14 protein-coding genes are annotated in these 20,522 nt (G+C 34.6%); 9 read left to right on the forward strand and 5 right to left on the reverse strand.

Going from position 1 to position 20,522, the window contains the following annotated elements:
• Nucleotides 1-46 precede the first annotated feature (46 nt).
• Nucleotides 47-1,243 (reverse strand): exo-beta-N-acetylmuramidase NamZ family protein, encoded by a 1,197-nt coding sequence (locus AC2A1D_RS02410; protein ID WP_484042071.1) that lies wholly within the window; start codon nt 1,241-1,243, stop codon nt 47-49.
• Nucleotides 1,244-1,247: 4 nt separating this feature from the next.
• On the opposite strand from AC2A1D_RS02410, the gene AC2A1D_RS02415 reads away from it, so the two are divergent.
• Nucleotides 1,248-2,477 carry an ABC transporter permease gene (locus tag AC2A1D_RS02415; protein WP_484042072.1) on the forward strand — a complete coding sequence of 410 codons (1,230 nt, stop codon included), beginning with the start codon at nt 1,248-1,250 and terminating at the stop codon, nt 2,475-2,477.
• Between the two features lie 279 nt (nt 2,478-2,756).
• Entirely contained in the window at nt 2,757-3,740 is a 984-nt protein-coding gene (locus AC2A1D_RS02420) for a PLP-dependent cysteine synthase family protein (RefSeq protein WP_484042073.1), read from the forward strand.
• Nucleotides 3,741-3,815: 75 nt separating this feature from the next.
• Here the strand turns inward: AC2A1D_RS02420 and AC2A1D_RS02425 are convergent, their stop codons facing one another.
• Nucleotides 3,816-4,340 carry a YcxB family protein gene (locus tag AC2A1D_RS02425; RefSeq protein ID WP_484042074.1) on the reverse strand — a complete coding sequence of 175 codons (525 nt, stop codon included), beginning with the start codon at nt 4,338-4,340 and terminating at the stop codon, nt 3,816-3,818.
• A 294-nt stretch (nt 4,341-4,634) separates the two neighbouring features.
• Between AC2A1D_RS02425 and AC2A1D_RS02430 the strand changes: the two genes are divergently transcribed.
• Nucleotides 4,635-6,434, forward strand: a complete 1,800-nt coding sequence (locus tag AC2A1D_RS02430; protein WP_484042075.1) for a hypothetical protein — start codon at nt 4,635-4,637, stop codon at nt 6,432-6,434.
• Nucleotides 6,435-6,772: 338 nt separating this feature from the next.
• Here the strand turns inward: AC2A1D_RS02430 and AC2A1D_RS02435 are convergent, their stop codons facing one another.
• Nucleotides 6,773-8,758: an ATP-binding protein gene (locus tag AC2A1D_RS02435; RefSeq protein WP_484042076.1), complete on the reverse strand. Its 1,986-nt coding sequence runs from the start codon at nt 8,756-8,758 to the stop codon at nt 6,773-6,775.
• 222 nt (nt 8,759-8,980) lie between these two features.
• On the opposite strand from AC2A1D_RS02435, the gene AC2A1D_RS02440 reads away from it, so the two are divergent.
• The 6 genes from AC2A1D_RS02440 (at nt 8,981) to AC2A1D_RS02465 (ending at nt 16,715) form a co-directional block, all read left to right on the forward strand.
• The gene (locus AC2A1D_RS02440) at nt 8,981-11,323 is read left to right on the forward strand and encodes a TonB-dependent receptor (protein WP_484042077.1); all 2,343 of its coding nucleotides are present in this window, start codon (nt 8,981-8,983) and stop codon (nt 11,321-11,323) included.
• Nucleotides 11,324-11,330: 7 nt separating this feature from the next.
• Nucleotides 11,331-12,137 carry a DUF4249 domain-containing protein gene (locus tag AC2A1D_RS02445; RefSeq protein ID WP_484042078.1) on the forward strand — a complete coding sequence of 269 codons (807 nt, stop codon included), beginning with the start codon at nt 11,331-11,333 and terminating at the stop codon, nt 12,135-12,137.
• A 96-nt stretch (nt 12,138-12,233) separates the two neighbouring features.
• Nucleotides 12,234-13,904, forward strand: a complete 1,671-nt coding sequence (locus tag AC2A1D_RS02450; RefSeq protein ID WP_484042079.1) for a tetratricopeptide repeat-containing sensor histidine kinase — start codon at nt 12,234-12,236, stop codon at nt 13,902-13,904.
• 11 nt (nt 13,905-13,915) lie between these two features.
• Nucleotides 13,916-14,581, forward strand: coding sequence for a response regulator (locus AC2A1D_RS02455; RefSeq protein WP_484042080.1), 666 nt, complete (start codon nt 13,916-13,918; stop codon nt 14,579-14,581).
• Between the two features lie 34 nt (nt 14,582-14,615).
• Nucleotides 14,616-15,311: a DUF1826 domain-containing protein gene (locus AC2A1D_RS02460; RefSeq protein WP_484042081.1), complete on the forward strand. Its 696-nt coding sequence runs from the start codon at nt 14,616-14,618 to the stop codon at nt 15,309-15,311.
• Nucleotides 15,312-15,485: 174 nt separating this feature from the next.
• On the forward strand, nt 15,486-16,715 hold the full coding sequence (locus AC2A1D_RS02465) for a YaiO family outer membrane beta-barrel protein (RefSeq protein WP_484042082.1): 1,230 nt from the start codon (nt 15,486-15,488) through the stop codon (nt 16,713-16,715).
• A 637-nt stretch (nt 16,716-17,352) separates the two neighbouring features.
• Here the strand turns inward: AC2A1D_RS02465 and AC2A1D_RS02470 are convergent.
• Together AC2A1D_RS02470 and AC2A1D_RS02475 are read right to left on the reverse strand one after the other, a co-directional pair.
• Entirely contained in the window at nt 17,353-19,464 is a 2,112-nt protein-coding gene (locus tag AC2A1D_RS02470) for a glycosyltransferase family 2 protein (RefSeq protein WP_484042083.1), read from the reverse strand.
• Entirely contained in the window at nt 19,458-20,522 is a 1,065-nt protein-coding gene (locus tag AC2A1D_RS02475; RefSeq protein WP_484042084.1) for a HEAT repeat domain-containing protein, read from the reverse strand. Before AC2A1D_RS02475 ends, AC2A1D_RS02470 begins: the two co-directional genes overlap by 7 nt.

Genomic DNA, 20,522 nt, shown 5'->3' on the forward strand with positions numbered 1-20,522 from the left:
GGCGGAACCAAAGGTTCCGCCGATTATTGTTTCAAACTATTCAATATCAATCTTGATAAACAATATATTTTGTTCTTACTTTGGCAAATTTTTCTAAGCCATGTTTCCATGAAGCTTTTATTTCTTCTTCAGATTTTCCGGCGATAATTTGTTTTCTTAAATCATCGGTTCCGGCAAGTTTATCGAAAAATAAATTACTCAGAAAAAAGTTTTGACTTGGGTTCTCGTAATTTTTATATGCCTTCAAAAGCCATTCAAGATTTAAGGCTCTTACATCTTTAGAATATTCTGAAAGGTTTTCGCCAAAGCAAAGTTTACCATTTAAGAAAGGGTCTTTTGCTCCGCTTGTAGGTTGTGGCGTAAATTGATAAGGTAAAGATTTCGTCCAAGGTGAACCATAAATTTGAAATGGCAAAGCAGTTCCTCTTCCTACAGAAACTTGTGTTCCTTCAAAAAAACAAAGACTCGGATATAAATTAATTGATTTGTCGTTCGGTAAATTTGGGGAAGGTTTATCAGAAATTGTATAGCGTTGCTTTTTATGGTAATTTTTCATTTCCACCAAAGTATATTTCGCTTGAACTCCCTTTTTCAGCCACTTTTCACTGTTTACCATTTTTCCGTATTCACCGATCGTTAATCCATAAACAACAGGAACTTCGTGCATTCCGACAAAACTTTCCCATTTTTTCTTTAAAACAGGACCGTCAATATAACCGTCATGCGGATTTGGTCTGTCCAAAACAATAACTTCCACATTATTTTCAGCACAAGCTTCCATCACATAAGTAAGTGTAGAAATATACGTGTAAAATCTTACACCAACATCTTGAATATCAAACAAAACCACATCAACACCTTTCAATTGCTCTGGTTTTGGCTTTTTGTTACTTCCATAAAGAGAAACAATCGGAAGTCCGGTTTTTACGTCTACTCCATTTTTTACCTTTTCTCCAGCATCGGCATCACCACGGAAACCATGTTCTGGTGCGAAAATAGATTTAATATCCACATGATTTTCGACTAAAAAATCTACAAGATGCGTTTTGTTGCTCAGCAAACCTGTTTGATTGGTTACCACAGCAATATGTTTTCCTTTTAATAAAGGAAGATATATTTCGGGTTGGTCTGCCCCAGTTTTAAATAAATCTTGTTCGGTACTTTGCGAATAACCAAGATTGAATGTTCCTAAAAAAATTAGGCAAATAAGAAGTAAATCTTTAATTTTGAAATCTAAATTCATAAGCTTGAAATTTCCTTTATATTTCTCCAGAAAAATAGCGTTTTCCAAAGATAACAAAAATAACCTTTCACGGGTGATTATCGTAATTGGCAGACTTTCAGTAGCCATCGGAATTATCGTTTCTCTCATCACCATTTCTACAGGATACGGTTCTAAAAAAGCGATTAAAGAAAGATTGGCAGATTTTAACGGGCATTTGAATATAAAATCTACGCGTTCCAACTCGTCTTACAACACCTCTGTTTTAGATAATACAGGTTTAAATATTCAGAAAATCACCCAACTTCCTGATGTTGCGGCAGTGCAAAAATATGCGACTGTAACTGGTATTATGCGTACCGAAAAGGATTTTGCAGGTATTATATTTAAAGGAATAGGAACCGATTTCGACAGTCTTCGTTTTAAGAAATTTATACTGGAAGGAACGGGTCCAAAATCTGCTGGAAAAGGCTATGATAACGGCGTTGTAATTTCAGAAAAAATAGCGAATGACCTTCATCTAAAACTTCACGACAGCATTGTAACGGTTTTCTCTAAAGCAGACCAACAACCCATTTACAGAAAATTTGACGTTACCGGAATTTATAAAACTGATATTAAAATGATTGACGACCAAATGGTTTTAGGAGACATCAATCATGTAAGAAAAATTCAGGATATGAAGCCTGAAAAAATGGGTGGTCTAGACATTTTTTTCCATAATGTAAACGATATTGAAAAACCTCATGCCGATATCGAAAAGTATATTGGTTATAAAAACTATATAGAAACTGCCATCGAGAAGTATCCACAAATTACCGACTGGATAAGCATTTTCGATATTAATATTGCCTTAATTATTGCGATTATGCTGATTGTGGTAATCATCAATATTATTATGGTACTTCTCATTTTGATTATTGAAAGAACCAATTCTATCGGGCTTTTAAAAACTTTAGGAGCTACCAACTCGCAAATCAGAACCACATTCATCAATTATACTTTAATTATTATGATTCCAGGATTGGTTTTTGGGAACGCAATAGGACTTTCTCTTTTGTTGGTTCAACGATATTTCGGAATTATAAAGCTTAACCCAGCCAATTACTACGTAAGTACCGTTCCTGTAGATTTAGACCCTTTTGCGATTATTTCTATCTCTTTAGGTATTTTAATTATCTCTGGTTTGGCATTGATTATTCCGAGTTATTTAATCAGTAAAATTTCTCCGGTAAAAGCAATTAAGTATAATTAATCATTGCAAAGAGTTTTAGAACTTCATTGCGAGAAGGAACGACGAAGCCCTCCGTTCAAAATAGTCCCGAAAGTTCTACAGATTGCTCGGTACCTCGCAGTGACACGGTAAATTTCCTTTTCATAAACCGAATTACTAAACTTTTATCTATAATTCTGTTTTTATTGGTTTTTATTTTTAAATTTCCAAAGTAATTTAACATTTATATTATTTAAAATTGTTGCAGATTTAAAACCTTAAAATCTAAAGGTTTATCTTTGCAGCTCAAGAAAAAAAATTATGAAATACGCAAACAATATTCTCGAAACTATTGGTAACACGCCTTTGGTGAAGCTTAATAAAGTTTTGGGAGAAGACTTCCCAGCCTTGGTTTTAGCAAAAGTAGAAACTTTTAACCCCGGAAATTCTGTAAAAGACAGAATGGCTCTGAAAATGATTGAAGACGCCGAAAAAGACGGAAGACTAAAACCTGGAGGAACCATCATTGAAGGAACATCGGGAAATACAGGAATGGGATTGGCTTTAGCTGCAATTATAAAAGGTTACAAATGTATTTTCGTAACCAATTCTAAACAATCTAAAGAAAAATGCGACATTTTGCGTGCTGTTGGTGCAGAAGTAATTGTTTGTCCTACAGATGTAAAACCTACAGACCCACGTTCTTATTACTCTGTTTCTAAAAGATTAGCCACAGAAACTGAAAACGGTTGGTACGTAAATCAATATGATAATTTATCAAACAGAACCGCTCATTACGAATCTACCGCTCCTGAAATTTGGGAACAAACTGAAGGAAAACTTACTCACTTCGTTGTTGGAGCCGGAACAGGAGGTACCATTACAGGTTGTGGAAAATTCTTCAAAGAAAAGAACGAAAACATTAAAGTAATTGGTGTTGATACATACGGTTCTATCTTAAAAGAAATTCATGAAACGGGTGAAATTAATTTAGGAAACGCCTATACTTACATTACAGAAGGAATTGGCGAAGATATCCTTCCTGAAAACTACGACATGTCTGTGATTGACCATTTCGAAAAAGTTACGGATAAAGACGGAGCTGTTTACGCTAGAAAACTAGCAAAAGAAGAAGGAATTTTCTGCGGATATTCTGCGGGAAGTGCGATTGCATCATTGGTTCAGATGAAAGATCAGTTTACAAAAGATGATGTTGTTGTCGTTTTACTTCACGACCACGGTTCTCGTTACGTTGGGAAAATTTACAACGACGATTGGATGCGTGAAATGGGTTGGCTAGACTAATTTCAAATTCTATAAAACACAAAACTCAGAGCTTTGCTCTGAGTTTTTTTTATGGTAAAAATGTTTACACAGAAACTATGCTAACTTATTTTCAATTGTTTTCTTAAGTAAAGAAAAATCGCTTCCGGAAACTGATTTCTTAGGAAACATATAACTGTATTTGCCTTCTAGAGCGATATATTTTTCGGTTATTTCAAAAGCTTGAAAATCTTTCCACTCGCTGGTTTCCTTTTCTCCATCAATATTTACGGTGAAAAATTCATCGTCAAAAGTAACTTCGTAAACTTTGCAGTTTTCAAGTTTTTGAAGATAAACTCCCACATGCTTTTTCCATCTTGAAACTTTGTTTACACTTACCGAAAGGAACACCGCACAAAGCAAAAAAAGAAAACTTACAAAGTATAAAATCCCAAATTTTTCTTTGCTTAAATCATCCTTAAAAATGAACAAAATTGCCATAATAACCGCTACAACAACCGTGGTAATCGTCTTTCCTTGTGTGTCTGCAGAAAAAAATAGACTTCCTTGGTTTCCACTAAAGTATATTTCTTCAAAATCTTTTCTCTGAGGTTTTATAACGACCTTTTTCTCCGTATTCATGGTCTTTTTTTTTCGTGAAATGCAAATATAGGATTGTTTTAAGAAAACCAAACTTTTGAAAACTTAAAAACGTTCAATAAAACATTAAAAAGCCTTCCCAAAAGCCCTATTCTAGAAGTTTTCGGTATATTTTAGAAGAAAAAATATTGGTTTTTCATTAGCAAAAAAAATACATTTGCCGTGTTGAAGAGGATAATATGCACTGCATACATAATGATTTATTTTCCTTAAAAATGCAGGCTTTTCACAACTCAAGCTCTTTCTGTTTAAAGTAAATCTGAAAAAAAGATAAAAATGATTAAAAACCCTTTACATAACTTTCACATTCCGGTTATGGGACTTGCTTATACGATAGACACGCCTTTTCGTGTGGCTCATTTAGGCATTTCTTCCGTAGTTTCTATAATTGATGATGAAATTGTAGAAAAAATGAAAAATTTTTACAGTTCAAAATTCAATTTAAATTATGCGCCGGTTTCTACGAAAACCCAAGATTATCGAGCCAAAAGAATCACAGATTATTTGGATATGATGGAAGAAATGGTAAACCAAAAATTCCAAAATTTCAAAGAAGAATTAATCAGCAAAAAAGAATCTTTAAAAAACTTTATCGATATTCTTCCGGACACCTCATCTATTAAAGAAGAACTTCAGCAGTTTTTTTCTCAAAAGGAAAATCCAGCTTTAGCTTTAAAAAATTTCGTCGAAAAACATCTTTCTCCCGGAAACATCGATGTAAACATCATGACGAAGGTTGATAAAGATAATTACGAAAACAACGAGCAACTTCCTGTTATTTTTAATGATGCTCATGCGTCGCTGCGTGGTTTTGCACAAAGTAAACTTTCTGCTTCTCTTGTACTTTCTGCAGGGATGAATCCTAGATTGTACAGCTATTTGGAAGAATTTGAAGATTTTTATCCAGACCAAAATGGTTTTATCAAAAAGAAAATCATTCTAAAAGTGAGCGATTTCAGGTCAGCGATGATTCAAGGACAATTTTTAGCTAAAAAAGGATTATGGGTTTCTGAATACAGAATTGAATCTGGCTTAAACTGTGGCGGTCACGCTTTCGCAACCGAAGGTTTATTGTTAGGACCAATTTTGGATGAATTTAAAACGCGAAAAAACGAACTGAGCGAAGCTGCACATTCGCTAATGACAAACGCTTTGGAAGGAAAACAAAGAATTGTTCCTTCAAAACCTTTAGAATTAAAAATTACCGTTCAAGGTGGTGTTGGAACTTCAGAAGAACATCAATTCTTACTTGATAATTACGATGTGGATAGTGTTGGATGGGGCTCACCTTTCCTCCTTGTTCCCGAAGCAACGGCTGTTGATAAAGAAACAAGAGCACTTTTGGCTACCTCAAAAGAAGAAGATTTTTACTTAAGCAATCTTTCACCTTTAGGCGTTTTGTTTAATACGGTAAAAGGAACTTCCAACGAAAAATTAAGAGAAGAAAGAGTACAAAAAGGTCGCGCAGGAAGTTCTTGCCCGAAAAAACTTTTAGCGCTAAGTAAAGAATTTGGTGAAGAAGGAATTTGTACGGCGTCTAAAAAATATCAGGATTTAAAGCTTCAGGAGCTTGAAACAGAGAGCCTAGAAACTGCCATGAATGAAGAAACAATCTTGAAAAGAAAACAGGAAATTACCGAAAAAGCCTGCCTTTGCGTAGGTCTTGTAAATGCCGCTTATATGGAAAGCAATCTTGAAATAAAAGGCGAAAAACAGGGCGTGGTAATTTGCCCGGGACCGAATCTTGCCTACTTCGATAAAGAAGTTTCTCTCAAAAAAATGATTCAGCATATCTACGGAAAAACCAACATTATTTCCGATGAAAACAGACCCAATATGTTTATCAAGGAATTAAAAATGTATGTGGATTATTATCTGAAAAACAGTACAGAATCTTTAGAAGCAAAAAACACGACACAAAAAAAATGGAAGACTTTCAGGCAAAACCTCATCAAAGGAATAGATTATTACGAAGAGCTTTTTAAAAATTCTACATTCTTTAAAAACGACGCAGAAAATATAAAAATGCAACTCCGAAAATACCAAAATTTATTAGCTGAAGAGCTTGTTTGCTAAAAAAAACAGAAGAAAAATTACATTCAAATTTTAAAAAAAAATCCTGCCTTTATTTGGGCAGGATTTAAAATTTAAAAGAAAATCTACAAGGAATATTACTTCCTCTAAGAACTTTTTTTTAATTCTTTCTCATCATTCAGTTAAAGCACTTTTTTTTATTACAAAAATACCCGACAACAGGGAAATTTCGTTCAGTATAAATACGTAATTTTAAAATTCTATGCTTTTATAAGTGCTTTATACAGGAATTTTCTACGCAAAAAATCAAATAATTGCTGATGGACTTTTCTTATTGCAAAATCAGCTTTTATGTTTAAAAATTTCTGCAAAAAATGAGTTTATTTTTTATACAGCGGAAGAGTGAACCAGAAAGTACTTCCTTCATTTATCACACTTTCTACGCCCATTTCGCCTTCATGTTTTTCTATAATTTCGCTACAGATATAAAGTCCTAAACCTAATCCTGAATACGCTTTACCAGAGTAGTCTGCGCGATAATACCTATCGAATAAACTTGAAAGCTTATTTTGCTCAATTCCTTTTCCATAATCTGCTACAGAAATCTTCACATAGTCTTCCAGAACTTCTGTAGTAATAAGAATCTGCATAGATTCTGAAGCGTATTTCACTGCATTATTCACCAGATTGATTACCACTTGATCTATCCTGTGTTCATCTGCAAAAACTTCTATGGTAGGATCTCCCTGCAGAATAAGGTTGTATTTGTTTTCTGCCCTTATGTGGCTGCAACTGTTGAGGAGCATTTCGTGCAAATTAAACCATGTTTTCTCTACTTTCAACTGTCCTTGGCTCAGCCTTCTTACGTTGAGTAAACTGTCTACCATTTCGGACATCTTCACCACAGATTTTACTGATTGTTCGATTAATTTGAGGTGTGTTTCTGAGAAAGGTTTGCTTTTTAATCTGTCTAGAAGCTGCAAAGATGCTTTTAAGGCGGTAAGAGGTGTTTTAAGTTCATGACTTGCAATACTCAGAAAATCGTCTTTGCGCTGCTCGAAGAGTTTTTTTTCTGTAATATCTACATTTACCCCCACCATTCTATCTGCAACACCTTCTTCATTATACCTTGGTCTTCCGTGTGCTTCGATCCAATGAAGAGATCCGTCTTTCCAACGCACAGGATATTCTGCTTTGTAAATTCCGTTGGTTTTGATTGCTTTCTGCACAAGACTTTTAATTCGTTCTCTATGTTCAGGAAGCATCGCCTCGAATAAATCGCTATACGCAAATTCTTCGTCTGGAGAAAAGCCATAATTACGTTTAAATTGGTCGGTACTAGTCATTTTCCCTGTTATCAAATTTACTTCTGTAGAACCCAGTCCACCTGCATCTAAAGCAATTTGAAGACGGGTATTCACTTCATCCATCTCCTTTTTTGAAACCACTTGCTCGGTAACATCATTCGCAACAATTAGTATTGATTTTTCTTCAGAAGAATTATCTGTGCGTTGGTATACAAAATTAATGTAGCATTCTCTCGTTTCACCATCTATTTGCAAATCTAATCTATGTTCTTTACCGTAATAAGATTCTCCGGTAATATAAACGTTTTTAAGAATTTCTATAAAAGGTTTTATTCTTTCTTCGGGAAAAGCAATATGTAAAGGAAGCCCCACCACAGATCGATCTTTTGCCCATAATCGTAGCATCATATCGTTTACCGAATCAATCACCAAATCTTTCCCTTTGAGTGAGGTAATAGCGACTGGAGATTGCTCTATCATGGTTCTGAAGCGTTTTTCACTTTCATTTAAACTTGTAATCGTGCGGCTAAGATGTTCTTCGGAAGCAATTAGCTCTTCGTTTATTACCATGAGCTCTTCATTGGTGGCTGCATATTCTTCGTTAATCGCCAACAATTCTTCATTAAGCTTCTGTTCTTGTATAGATTTTTCTTCTACCATTTGCCATGCAGCCATTCGTTCAGAAACCTCAAAAGCGGTGTGAAGGATAAATTCAGTCTTTCCTTCATCGTTTAAGATTGCTTTGTATTCGAAGTCGAAATAAAACTCTTGTAGTTTCCCATCTATTTTGAGTGTAGCAGGCGTATCTTTTGCGAAATAGGTAACACCAGTATTCCAAACATTTTTTAAAATATCTAAAAAAGGTTGGCCTTTAAGCTCAGGAATAGCATCAATAAAATTTTTACCTACAACCGAACGATCTTTTCCCCAAAATTTAAGCATCATGCCATTGGCGCTCAGTATTTTAATATCGGCTCCAGAGTACACTGCCGTTGCGTTGGGCGACTCGAAAAGCACACTCAGTAATTTTTCTGGTTTGATGTGGTCGGGAGCGTTCATGTAAATTCAGGAATTGTTTGTAAAAGTAATTAAAATTCTTCTGTTTTCTGTATAAATTTCTTGCTTTGCAAGATCTATTCCTTAGTTCTAAAAACTTATTATAAATTTCACAGCAATATGATACTAAAGTTCTTTTATAACCGTTACTAAAAGGATTTTGAATAGTTTTTAATGTTATGCTTAATAATTATTTTCAATATCTTTACTACGAAATAAAAACAAATGCAGATACAATATGTGAGAAATGCCGTTTCTGTTGCGGCAATATTTTTGAGTACCGCGATGTACGCGCAGGAAAAACACTCGGTAAGTGGCACTATTAAAGACCAAAGCAACGGTGAACTTGTAATTGGTGTAACTGTAAAAGTAGCAGAAGACCCCACCATTTCTGTAGTTGCAAACGAATATGGTTTTTATTCTCTCTCGCTTCCTGCGGGTTCTTTTACTCTTATTATTTCTAATCCTGGTTTTAAAGATTTTCAGAAAAGTATTACCCTAGATTCTGATGTAAAACTAGACATCGAACTTCAACAAGACAGAATAGAAAAAACAGAGAAAACTTCTACCATAGATGAAGTAGTTATTACGGGAGTAAAAAAAGATAAAAATCTCTCTACGGCACAAATGGGAACCGAAACTTTGAGCATAAAACAAATCGATAAACTCCCTGTTTTGTTTGGGGAAAAAGATGTACTGAAAACCATTCAGCTTTTGCCGGGAGTTAAAAGCAATGGTGAAGGAAGTAGCGGTTTCAGTGTTCGTGGGGGCGCAACAGACCAAAACTTAATTCTATTAGATGAAGCTCCGGTTTATAATGCTTCGCATTTACTGGGATTTTTCAGCACCTTCAACAGCGATGCTTTAAAGGATGTAAGTATTATTAAAGGAAACAGTCCGGCTCAATATGGCGGAAGATTGTCGTCTGTTTTGGATGTGAAAATGAAAGACGGAAACAACAAAGACTACAACGTAAATGGTGGAATTGGTTTAATAAGCAGCAGACTAAGCGTTGAAGGTCCTATTCAAAAGGAAAAATCTTCATTTATTGTTTCAGGAAGGAGAACGTATGCAGATGTATTTTTAAAAGCAACAGATGATTTTAAAGACAGCAAACTGTATTTTTATGATTTAAATTTAAAAGCAAACTATCAAATAAATAACAACAATAGACTTTATTTGTCGGGATATTTTGGGAGAGATGTTTTAGGTTTAGGAGATACTTTTTCTAGTGATTGGGGGAATACCACCGCAACTTTACGCTGGAACAGCATTATTAGCAGCAAACTGTTTTCAAATACATCATTTATCTACAGCAACTACAATTATAATGTAAGTTTAAGCAGTAATGATAATACTTTCGGACTCGATTCTCAAATCGAAGACTGGAATTTAAAACAAGACTTTTCTTGGTTTGCAGGAAATAAACATTCTGTGAAGTTTGGGTTACAATCCATTTACCACACCATTACACCAAGTAGCGCATCTGGAACAAGTGTAAGCAGCTTCCCGAGAAACCCTAGATATTCTTGGGAAAATGCACTATATATTAATGATGATTATAAAGCGACAGAAAAATTAACGATTAATTACGGGGCTAGACTTTCTATGTTCAGTGTTTTAGGAGGAGATACTTTTAATACTTACGAAAACGGAAACCTTGTAGATTCTGAATATTTGGAAAAAGGAAAATTCGGGAAAACATATATTAATGTAGAACCAAGAATTACCGCTAATTATAGAATTAATGAAGTAAGCAGTGTAAAAGGAGGATATTCTAGAAACACGCAAAATCTTCACCTTTTAAGCAACAGCGGTAGCGGAAACCCAACCGACCAATGGATTGGAAGCAGCTATACCGTAAAACCTGAAATTGCAGACCAATTGAGTGCAGGTTATAGCAGAAACTTCAACAATAACAATTATGAAATTAATGCAGAGGTTTATTACAAATCGATGCAAAACCAAATTGACTATAAAAACGGAGCTCAAATTACCTTCGATACTGCGGCAGACGTAGAAAGCGAGTTGCTTTTCGGAAAAGGAAGAGCTTATGGTTTAGAATTAATCGCCAAAAAGAAAAGCGGAAAACTCACCGGATGGATTTCTTATACTTTATCTAAAACGGAAAGAAAAATAGACGGCATCAACAACAACGAATGGTACAACGCAAGACAAGACAAAACGCACGATTTATCTGTGGTAGCGACGTATCAACTCAACCCAAGATGGTCTTTTTCTGGCTTATTCCTTTACAGCACAGGAAATGCAGTAACTTTCCCAACCGGAAAATATGAATTGAATGGGGAAACTGTATTTCAATACAGCAGCAGAAACGCCGACAGAATGCCTGCTTATCACAGAATGGATTTAAGCGCAACCTACGAACCGGCTTCTAATAAAAGATTTAAAGGTTCTTGGTCTTTTGGAATTTACAATGTGTACGGAAGACAAAATGCCTACACCATAACCTTCGAAGACAATCCAGACAATCCTGGAACGACGAGAGCGATACAGACTTCTCTGTTCAGATGGGTTCCAAACATTACGTATAATTTCAAATTCTAATCTTATTATGAAAAATATAGCAATCCTAATTTTGTCACTTTTTCTTTTCGTTTCTTGCGAAAAAGAAATCGATTTAGATTTAGAAGACCAAAGCGGACAAATCGTAATCGAAGCCAATGTAACCGACCAAACTGGTCCTTATTATGTGAAAATCACTAAATCTGTGGCTTTCACGCAGACCAATCAATATCCTGTGGTAGAAAATGCACAAGTTGTTTTAAGTGATAATACCGGCCAAACCGAAACCTTACAATATGCAGGGAACGGAGTTTACCAAACCTCAACTTTTGTAGCACAATCCGGAAGAACCTACACTTTAAAAATTCAAGCCGAAGGAAAAGAATATACAGCACAAAGTACAATGCCAGAAGCTGTTTCCTTTGATGGTTTAGACCAAGATTCTTTCGTGGTTGGTGGTACAACGAGTTATACATTATTGCCGCAGTTTAACGACCCTTTAGCTTTAGGAAATCGTTATCTTTTTGTGTACACCGTAAATAACAATCCGAAAAAATTCTTTTGTGAATTTTCCGACAATGTAAATAACGGTTTGCCCAATCAAAGACCTTTAATTTTACCCAATGATGAAGGTGATCCCGATGACATAAAAGTAGTGGCAGGAGACACTATTCATGTTGAAATGCAGTGTATAGACAATTCGGTGTATTTGTACTACTCTGCTCTTCTGCAACTTTCAGGGGGTGGTCCCGGTGGTGGAATTACCCCAACCAATCCGCCAAGCAACATCAGCAACGGAGCTTTAGGATATTTTTCAGCACATACAGTGAGAACGAGAAGTACGGTGATTAATTAAAATTATTCTCAAACCGCTTCAACACCCATAAAATAATGAAGGGCAGATTGTAAAAATCTGTCCTTTTTTATTACTTTGCAGTATAAATCACCAAGATTGAAAAAATTAATATCCATTACCTGTCTCATTATACTTCTTGTGAACTGTTCTAAGAAAAACAAACAGCTTCAAAATACAGGAGAAGACATTGAAAGCTATGTAAAAGCCCGCAAATTGAGAGATTCTGGAAAGACAGATTCTGCTTTCTACTACTACAATATTGCCAAAATACAATATCAGGTGATGAAAGACTCAATGGGAGTGGCACAATCGCTGATCAACATGGCTATCATTCAAACCAATCAAGCAGATTATTTTGGAGGTATAGAAACATCTGTTTTAGCTGAAAACTACTTGAAAAAACTCAAAGCCGAAAAAGCGAAAGACTATTTAGGCAGAAATTACAACAATATCGCCATTGCTTCATCTCGTCTTAAAAACTTTGATGACGCCCTTGTTTACTACAAAAAAGCATTAGATTTTGCCCCGAAAGAGCTTCATCCAATTTTGTACAACAACATCGGAGACGCTTACAATTGCTTAGGCAATTACCAAAAAGCAATTAATGTACTAAACCAAGGAGCAAAAGGTTCGGATAGTTTAAATTTGGCGCGGGTAATTACCAATCGAGCAATGGCAAAATTTCAAATCAATTCTGAGAACAGCCCATTAAAGGATTTTCGTGAAGCTTTGAAAATAAGGCAGAAACTAAATGATCAAACTTCTCTAAACTCGAGCTATGCAGCACTTTCAGATTATTATAAAAAAATAAACAAAAAAGATTCTGCATTATTTTATGCAGAAAAAATGCTGCAAACTGCTAAAAATATCAACAATGCAGATGATGAACTTGAAGCTTTACAAAGATTGATCTATCTTAATCATCAAAACTCTGCCACCTTCAGCAAAATATTTATCGAAAAAAACGATAGTCTTTCTACGGCAAGATTAAGAGCAAAAAATCAGTTTGCATTAATAAAATCCAACATCGATAAAACAGAAACAGAAAATAAAGAATTGGCTTTAAAAAACATAGAAAATGAGCAAAAAACACTATTTACCAACATTATTGTTGCCGTTCTTTGTTTACTTTTAATATTCGGGTGGTTGTATTTTAACAAAAGAAAAAAACTTCAGCAAAAAGAAAAAGAACTTGAAGTAAGAAAAACCGAACTTAAATATTCTAAAAAAGTACACGATGTTGTTGCCAACGGAATTTACCAAGTGATGACCAAGCTTGAAAACCAACAACAAATTAGTTTAAACGAAACTTTAGACGATTTAGAAGAAGTTTACAATAAATCTAGAAACCTCTCTTACGAAGGCAATTCTGAGAGTTTCGAAGAAGAATTCAGTGATAAAATAAGAAAACTTGCCTCGTATTTTAAAAATGAAAATACTGAAACCTATCTTGCCGGAAATGATTCTGAAATCTGGAAAAACATTAATCCAAATTTAAGATCAGAAACCTATCAAATTCTTCGTGAACTGTTAGTCAACATGAAAAAGCACAGCAAAGCAAACCGTGTCATTCTTAAATTTTCCAGACAAAATAATAAATTACAGATTAATTACATCGATAATGGAGTTGGAATTAAAGAAAATAATTTTCTTAAAAACGGGCTTCAAAATGTGGTTTCCCGTATTGAAAATTTAAACGGAGAAATTACTTTTGACACCAAAACCGAGACAGGTTTAAAAATCAATTTTTCATTCCCTGTTTCTTAAAATAATTTCTGATGTTTAAAAAAATACTTATTGCCGAAGATCACGAAATCATCAATCTTTCTGTACAAAATACAGTGAAAGAATTGCAGATTCCCATTGCAGATCACGTATTTTACTGCGACGATGCTTTAGAAAAAGTAAAGAAAAGCATCCGTGAAAACGCCGTCTACGATCTTATTATTACCGATCTTTACTATGATGAAGACCATCGCCCACAACGGCTTAAAGACGGAAAAGCAATGATAGCCGCAATAAAAGAACTACAACCAGAAATAAAGGTGATATTTTTCTCTGCTGAAAACAAATCAGGCATTATCGATTCGCTTTTTAACGAACTGAATATCGATGGTTTTGTAAAAAAAGGAAGACACGACGCAAAAGAGCTTAGAAAAGCTATCCAAGCAGTTTCGAATGGTGAAAAATATCTTTCTTTAGACCTCAAAAACGATATTAAAAAACTGAACAGTTTCGAGTTTACAACTTACGATATTACGTTGATTTCGCTTCTTTCACAAGGAGTTTTACAGAAAAATATTCCGGTTTATCTACAAAACAACAACATAAAACCGCACAGTTTAAGCAGCATAGAAAAAAGACTAACTTTATTAAAAGAATCACTAAAAATAAACAACAACGAGCAACTAGTCGCTTTCTGCAAAGACCTTGGTGTGATCTAACTATTTCTTATTTTTGCACACTAAGATTATGGCTATGAATACACTTTCTTCCCACCCTCAGTTTTGCCTTGTTGATGATTTTTCAACTCTTGTTTCTACAAAATTTGAAGGAAACGTAAATGCATTATGCTGGAAAAGAAATCTTGAGGGAGATTTTGAAGAAATTGTTTCTAAACTTCAGTTAAAAGATAATATTACAGAAGTTTCTGTTGAAGATCTTTTGGCTTTAAATCTTTCAGAAAAAGGAAAAACGGCAAGAAAAACCATTCTGGAAGACATGCAACTCCTAAGTGATTTCGGAGCTTCTCCATCATTAAATTTGCTTAAAAAATATGACCGTGATGATGAATTCGATTTTATATCAACCGACGTCTATTCTTATCATGTAGACCGCTCTCCTATTGCTACCGATACTTTTTTGTGTACGTATTTCGGAGCTGCAAGTGATTTTATTGCGAATGAAGATGCCATCAAAAAAATTGATATTCCTGAAGTTCGGGAAAAACTGAAAGAATTACACCAAGATTCTGATCAAGATTTTGAAACTTTTTTAACTGAAAATTATTTCGATTTGCATTACGAAGCAAAGCCTTCCGCAAAACCCATCAATCTGGGAAAAGGCAATCTTTGGAAACTCGCCGTAGATCATCCAGAACAAAAAACTTTGCCATGCATTCATCGTGCTCCAGTTGAAAATAAAGATGAATACAGACTGCTTTTAATTTGCTAAAATCCTTCATTTTCAAATAAAAAAATAACCCAATTAATTTATTTTAATTAAAATTTTTCAAATTCGTGAAAAGCAAGCTCTTTCCTGCATAAATACAGCTAAAATATGGTGCTTTATTTTCTTGTAGTACACAAAAGATCAATATCTTTGTTTTCGTATTCACAACCAATTTTCATGAAAAAAATCTTAGCACCTGTTTTGTTGGTGATGTTTTCGTTTCAAGCCTACAGTCAGCAAATTTCGGCAGATTCTCTTTTTACACAAGCCAGAAGCGCAGCCTTTGAAAATAAGGACTATACAAAGTCTATTCAACTTTCAAAAGAAGCTTTAGCAATAGCTCCAGAATATAATGATATTGCTATTTTTCTGGGCAGAGTTTATGCATGGAATAAAGATTATGAAGCTTCAAGAGCCGTTTTTCAGGAGCTTGACAGAAAAAATGTTCAAGACGAAGATTTCTTTCTTGCCTACTCTTCTCTAGAATACTGGAATGAGCAAAATACCAAAGCAGTAGAAATAGCAGAAAAAGGTCTTTTAAAATACCCAAATTCTGAATCTCTTTGGTTACTGAAAACAAAAGCTTTGTATTCTGAAAAACAATACACCGAAGCTGAAATTGCTGTAGAAAATGCTTTGAAACTAAATCCTAAAAATACCGAAGCCAATACTTGGAGAGTAAGAATTAATGATTACATCGCTAAAAATGCGGTTAATATTTTGTACACCTACTCGCACTTCGACAAACAGTTTGCGGATGATTGGCATATTGTAGGAGTGAGCTACAGAAGACAAACGCCGATTGGCCCCGTTATTCTGCGCGGAAATTATGCTAATAAATTTGCCGACAACGGTACACAAATAGAGCTTGAAGCTTATCCAAGACTATCAAAAACATTCTATTTATATGTAGGAGGAGCCTACTCTAACAATGTCGGTATTTTTCCAAAATACCGCACCGGATTATCTGTGAACGCCAATCTTCCTAAAAGTTTTGAAGCTGAACTTGGTTTCAGACAGCTTTATTTCACAGATAATATTTGGATGTATACTGCATCGTTAGGTAAGTATTACAAAAACTTCTGGTTCAATCTCAGAACGTATCTTACGCCAAGTAACGAGAATATTTCCCAATCTTATACAGGAACAGTACGATATTACACCAAATCTGCACAGGATTATTTCCAATTCCAGATTGGAACCGGGATTACACCAGAAGAATCCAGAAACAATCTTTTGCAGAACGAAACTTTTAAACTTAAAACATTTAAAATTGGTGGAGAATATGATTTTTCGGTGAAAAGAAACCTGTTTTCAATTGGAACCATTTATTATAATACAGAATACCAACCCAACGTAAAAGGAAATCAATTTGATGTAATTTTAGGATACACTTATAAGTTTTAATTGAAAACACAACGCTTATTAAATACTGAAACTCCATCTTTAGATAACACAAAAATTTCAACCGCACGAAATGAAATCTCTCTAAGTCAATCCTTCTTATGTCTTTGAATGTTTTTTTTAAAATAATTGTCTAAAGGAGAAGTTATATGATACAATCGATCGGAAGTGAAATTTGCCCAAACTATTCCCGTTTTGCTTCCCTGAGAATAAGTTTGCGAAAAACTGCCGCCGTTTTGTCTCCCCAAAAAAAAGATGAAATAAAATAGTCACCGTTTTGATTCCCTGAGAACGAGTTTGCGAAAAACAGCCGCCGTTTTGTCTCCCCGAAAAAAGTATGAGCTAAAACGGCCACCGTTTTGCTTCCCTGAGAATAAGTTTGCGAAAAACAGCCGCCGTTTTGTCTCCCTGAAAAAAGTATGAGCTAAAACGGTCACCGTTTTGAAAAATCACACGAAACAATCGTAAGACAATTGATGGGACAGACTTCAATGCTTTAATTAAAACCTGTAAATAAAAACATTATATAAAAAAAAATTAAATTCTAAACCATCCTTTAAAATTTAAGTTTTAACAAAATAAACCCCGATGTAAAAATCTACATCGGGGTTTATTTTTATCTCAATCTTTAGACTACAAATTACTTATTTTGAATGTAATCTTTCAAAATTAATTTATCATTTGCGTTAATTAAAAACTCCCATTTACTGGTTGCGGCTGCACGATTTACTTTGTTGGTGGTAACCTGTTTTGGAGCTTCCACAAGATCATCCGGAATAAAAAACGCTGAAATTCCTAAAACGATCACTGCTAAACCTGGATAAATCCATTTAAAAAGAGGTCTTGCCGCCAAACGAAGTGGTACAAATGTAATTGCCAATAAAATGGCTAATAGTGCATAATTATTAAAATTCATCAATCCCATAGAATGCAATGCTGCCTTCACTTCTTGTGTATTATAGTTCATGATTTCACTGCCTAAAAGGTGCCCCGTTTCATAGAAATAAAGGAATAATATATACTGCATTACAACGACCAAACCGCCGACCAAGATAAACACCTTTTTAGCAAAAGCTTCTTTAATTTGATGAATTAAAACATAAACAACCCCAGAAACCGCCAAAAACTGTAACATAAACAATATATTTCTCATAAAAAGCGGTAGTGCAATCGCATAACTATCAACATTGTCCATGGCGTAATAATACCAAAGATATTCTACGAATACACCTAAAATAAAGAGCTTTACAAACACCATAGATAAGACTCCCCATTGTCTTAAAGCAATTTTTAGTTTAGCCACTACCCTTTCCTTAAATGGCAGATTCTGTACGTTTTGCCCAAATCCTTGTCGAGTCATTTCGCCCCAACCGTGAGATTTTTTAAAGTAATCTATAAAGCCATTTATTCCTGCCTTTACAGTAAGGGGATGAAAATAAAACGGTTCTATAAACGCTGTAAGAATTAAGCTTGCAAAATCTCTTTTTCTGCTATAAACCTGATAACTGATAATATCTACTAATATCCCATACACAGAATACAAAAAACCTGTTGAAAGCCCTAGAAAAAAAAGCACCAGAATAAATGGCCAATTTACATATCCTAAGAAAAATAATACTACTAAAAGAGAGTATCCAGCAAATTCTACGAAAGGTCCTAAAAACTCAAAAATTCCCCAATATGGAAGACTTATCATCCCTAGTTTTTTATATTTAGGGTTAAGCATCATATCGCGATGTTTCCATAGGGTTTCCATCGTGCCGCGCATCCAACGGTTTCTTTGTTTTTTCAGAATTTCTTTGGTTTCCGGAACTTCAGTCCAACAAAGAGGATCAGGAATGGTAAGAACTTCGTACGGTTCATTTCTTTCTTCCATATATCTTCTCATACGTACGACAAGTTCCATATCTTCACCTACTGTATTTCTGTCGTAACCACCACAGGCAACTACTGTTTTGCGATCAAAAACTCCAAAAGCTCCAGAAATCAAAATTAAACCAGAAGCTCGAGACCATGCCATTCTTCCCAATACAAAAGCTCGAATATATTCCAGCGCCTGTGTTCTTCCCAAAAGGGTTTTAGGCATCCGTACATTTACAACTTTTCCGTCTTCTATGGTGCAGTTATTTGCCAATCGAATTACGCCGCCACAAGCGATAATTTTTTTATCAGTTTCTTCTAAAAAAGGTTTGGCAAGTTTTAGAATTGCATCTTGCTCCAAAATACAGTCTACATCTATACAAACGAGATATTGCCCAGAAGAAAAATTGATTCCTACATTTAAAGCATCTGCTTTTCCTCCGTTTTCTTTATCTACAACAATTAGTTTTTTGAAGGCTAAATTTTTACTTTTATACACCCCTTTTACCTTATTGGTTTCAATCTTACCCTGAATGTAATAGGAAACTGGCTCTAAATCGTAAGCATCGATTAATTTTTGGATAGAATCATCTTTGCTTCCGTCATTAATAATAATAATTTCAAGGTTGTGATAATAGAGAGAAAGTAATGATCTTACGTTTTCCACAATCGTCATTCCTTCATTATAAGCCGGAGCTAATAAACTGAAAACTGGCGCATTTGGATTTGCCGCAATAATGCTGTAATCTGTAAAAACATTTTCTTTTTTATACTTTAAAACGGCTCCAAAAGCGTAAACCCCAATCCAGCTATAAATAACTGCCATTGATAAGCCATACAGCAAAAAAAGCCAGGTGATAATTTCATAAACAATGTGTGAAAATTCTAACATACTTTTTCCTGTAGAGCGTATTTAACAATTTGAACGAGTTCTTGAGATGAGCTTTGCTGTTGTTTTAATTCTGACAAATAAGCCGAATGTCCTAATAAAAAAAGAGCCTGTGCAGCATTTACTCTGATATCGGAAGGATGTTTTTCGGAAAGCTCCAGCTTTAATAAATCTATGCAACATTGATCTTTTGAGATTTTCATTGCACTAATAATTTCAAGTTTTACCTCATCCGGCTGTGTCTCATAAATATTTACAAGAAAAGGAATCGTTTCTGGATTATCCAGAGAAGTAAGTGTTTGTACAGCGCGAATTCGAATTTCAACGGAAGGATTTTTCAGCAACTCTTTCACTTGAGGATAAAGCGAAAGCATCTGAAATTTCTTTATTATCTTAAGAGTAAAAACCACAACCGTTTCATTACTGCTTAATAATCTATTTTTAATATCTGATTCTGAATCTGAAGGTATGGAAAAAATAGACAGAAGCATTCTTAGTTGCTGCCATTCAGAAATTTTAGATTCTAGATTATCTAAAAACATTAAACCTTCAAAACCTTTAAATCTTACCATCGCATATTGTGCTTCTTGATAAACCTGCGGTGAAGAATGTTGCAGAAAAGAGGCAATCTTGGGTTCGGCAACATCCACATCCATTACGGTAAGCTCACGAATTCCTCTTGCAATAAGGTATGTTTTTTTTTGATCAAGCTTTGCGAGGGCTTCTTTTTTAAGGTTGTACTCTTTAAACAAATCATTAATTTTAAACTTGGCAGCTCCTGAAAACTTTTTTTCGGAATCTACCAGTTTCATTAAAAATAAATTCCGGAATTTAGGTTTTACAATATGCGCTTCGAATTGAGGATCTTCAGGAAGCTCTTCTTCTGCATATACGATTACCTCAGAAATTTTTCTATTAATAATAACAGACCATATTGCTTCTTTAGAAGATCGGTTATACTCAATAAAATTGTAGATGAGCACTACGATTACCAATGCAATTACCAAGCATAGCATGATAACAAAAACGGTAAAAAGAAAGTGCACAGAAGATATTTGCAT

Source organism: Chryseobacterium sp. HNCC26DJ239, assembly GCF_057180445.1.

Bases quoted from the DNA above. Each gene is read 5' to 3' on its own strand.
- AC2A1D_RS02475 (WP_484042084.1), bottom strand. From the start codon at position 20,522: ATGCAAATATCTTCTGTGCACTTTCTTTTTACCGTTTTTGTTATCATG.
- AC2A1D_RS02410 (WP_484042071.1), bottom strand. From the start codon at position 1,243: ATGAATTTAGATTTCAAAATTAAAGATTTACTTCTTATTTGCCTAATT.
- AC2A1D_RS02445 (WP_484042078.1), top strand. From the start codon at position 11,331: ATGAAAAATATAGCAATCCTAATTTTGTCACTTTTTCTTTTCGTTTCT.
- AC2A1D_RS02420 (WP_484042073.1), top strand. From the start codon at position 2,757: ATGAAATACGCAAACAATATTCTCGAAACTATTGGTAACACGCCTTTG.
- AC2A1D_RS02455 (WP_484042080.1), top strand. From the start codon at position 13,916: ATGTTTAAAAAAATACTTATTGCCGAAGATCACGAAATCATCAATCTT.
- AC2A1D_RS02435 (WP_484042076.1), bottom strand. From the start codon at position 8,758: ATGAACGCTCCCGACCACATCAAACCAGAAAAATTACTGAGTGTGCTT.
- AC2A1D_RS02465 (WP_484042082.1), top strand. From the start codon at position 15,486: ATGAAAAAAATCTTAGCACCTGTTTTGTTGGTGATGTTTTCGTTTCAA.
- AC2A1D_RS02425 (WP_484042074.1), bottom strand. From the start codon at position 4,340: ATGAATACGGAGAAAAAGGTCGTTATAAAACCTCAGAGAAAAGATTTT.
- AC2A1D_RS02440 (WP_484042077.1), top strand. From the start codon at position 8,981: ATGCAGATACAATATGTGAGAAATGCCGTTTCTGTTGCGGCAATATTT.
- AC2A1D_RS02470 (WP_484042083.1), bottom strand. From the start codon at position 19,464: ATGTTAGAATTTTCACACATTGTTTATGAAATTATCACCTGGCTTTTT.
- AC2A1D_RS02460 (WP_484042081.1), top strand. From the start codon at position 14,616: ATGAATACACTTTCTTCCCACCCTCAGTTTTGCCTTGTTGATGATTTT.
- AC2A1D_RS02430 (WP_484042075.1), top strand. From the start codon at position 4,635: ATGATTAAAAACCCTTTACATAACTTTCACATTCCGGTTATGGGACTT.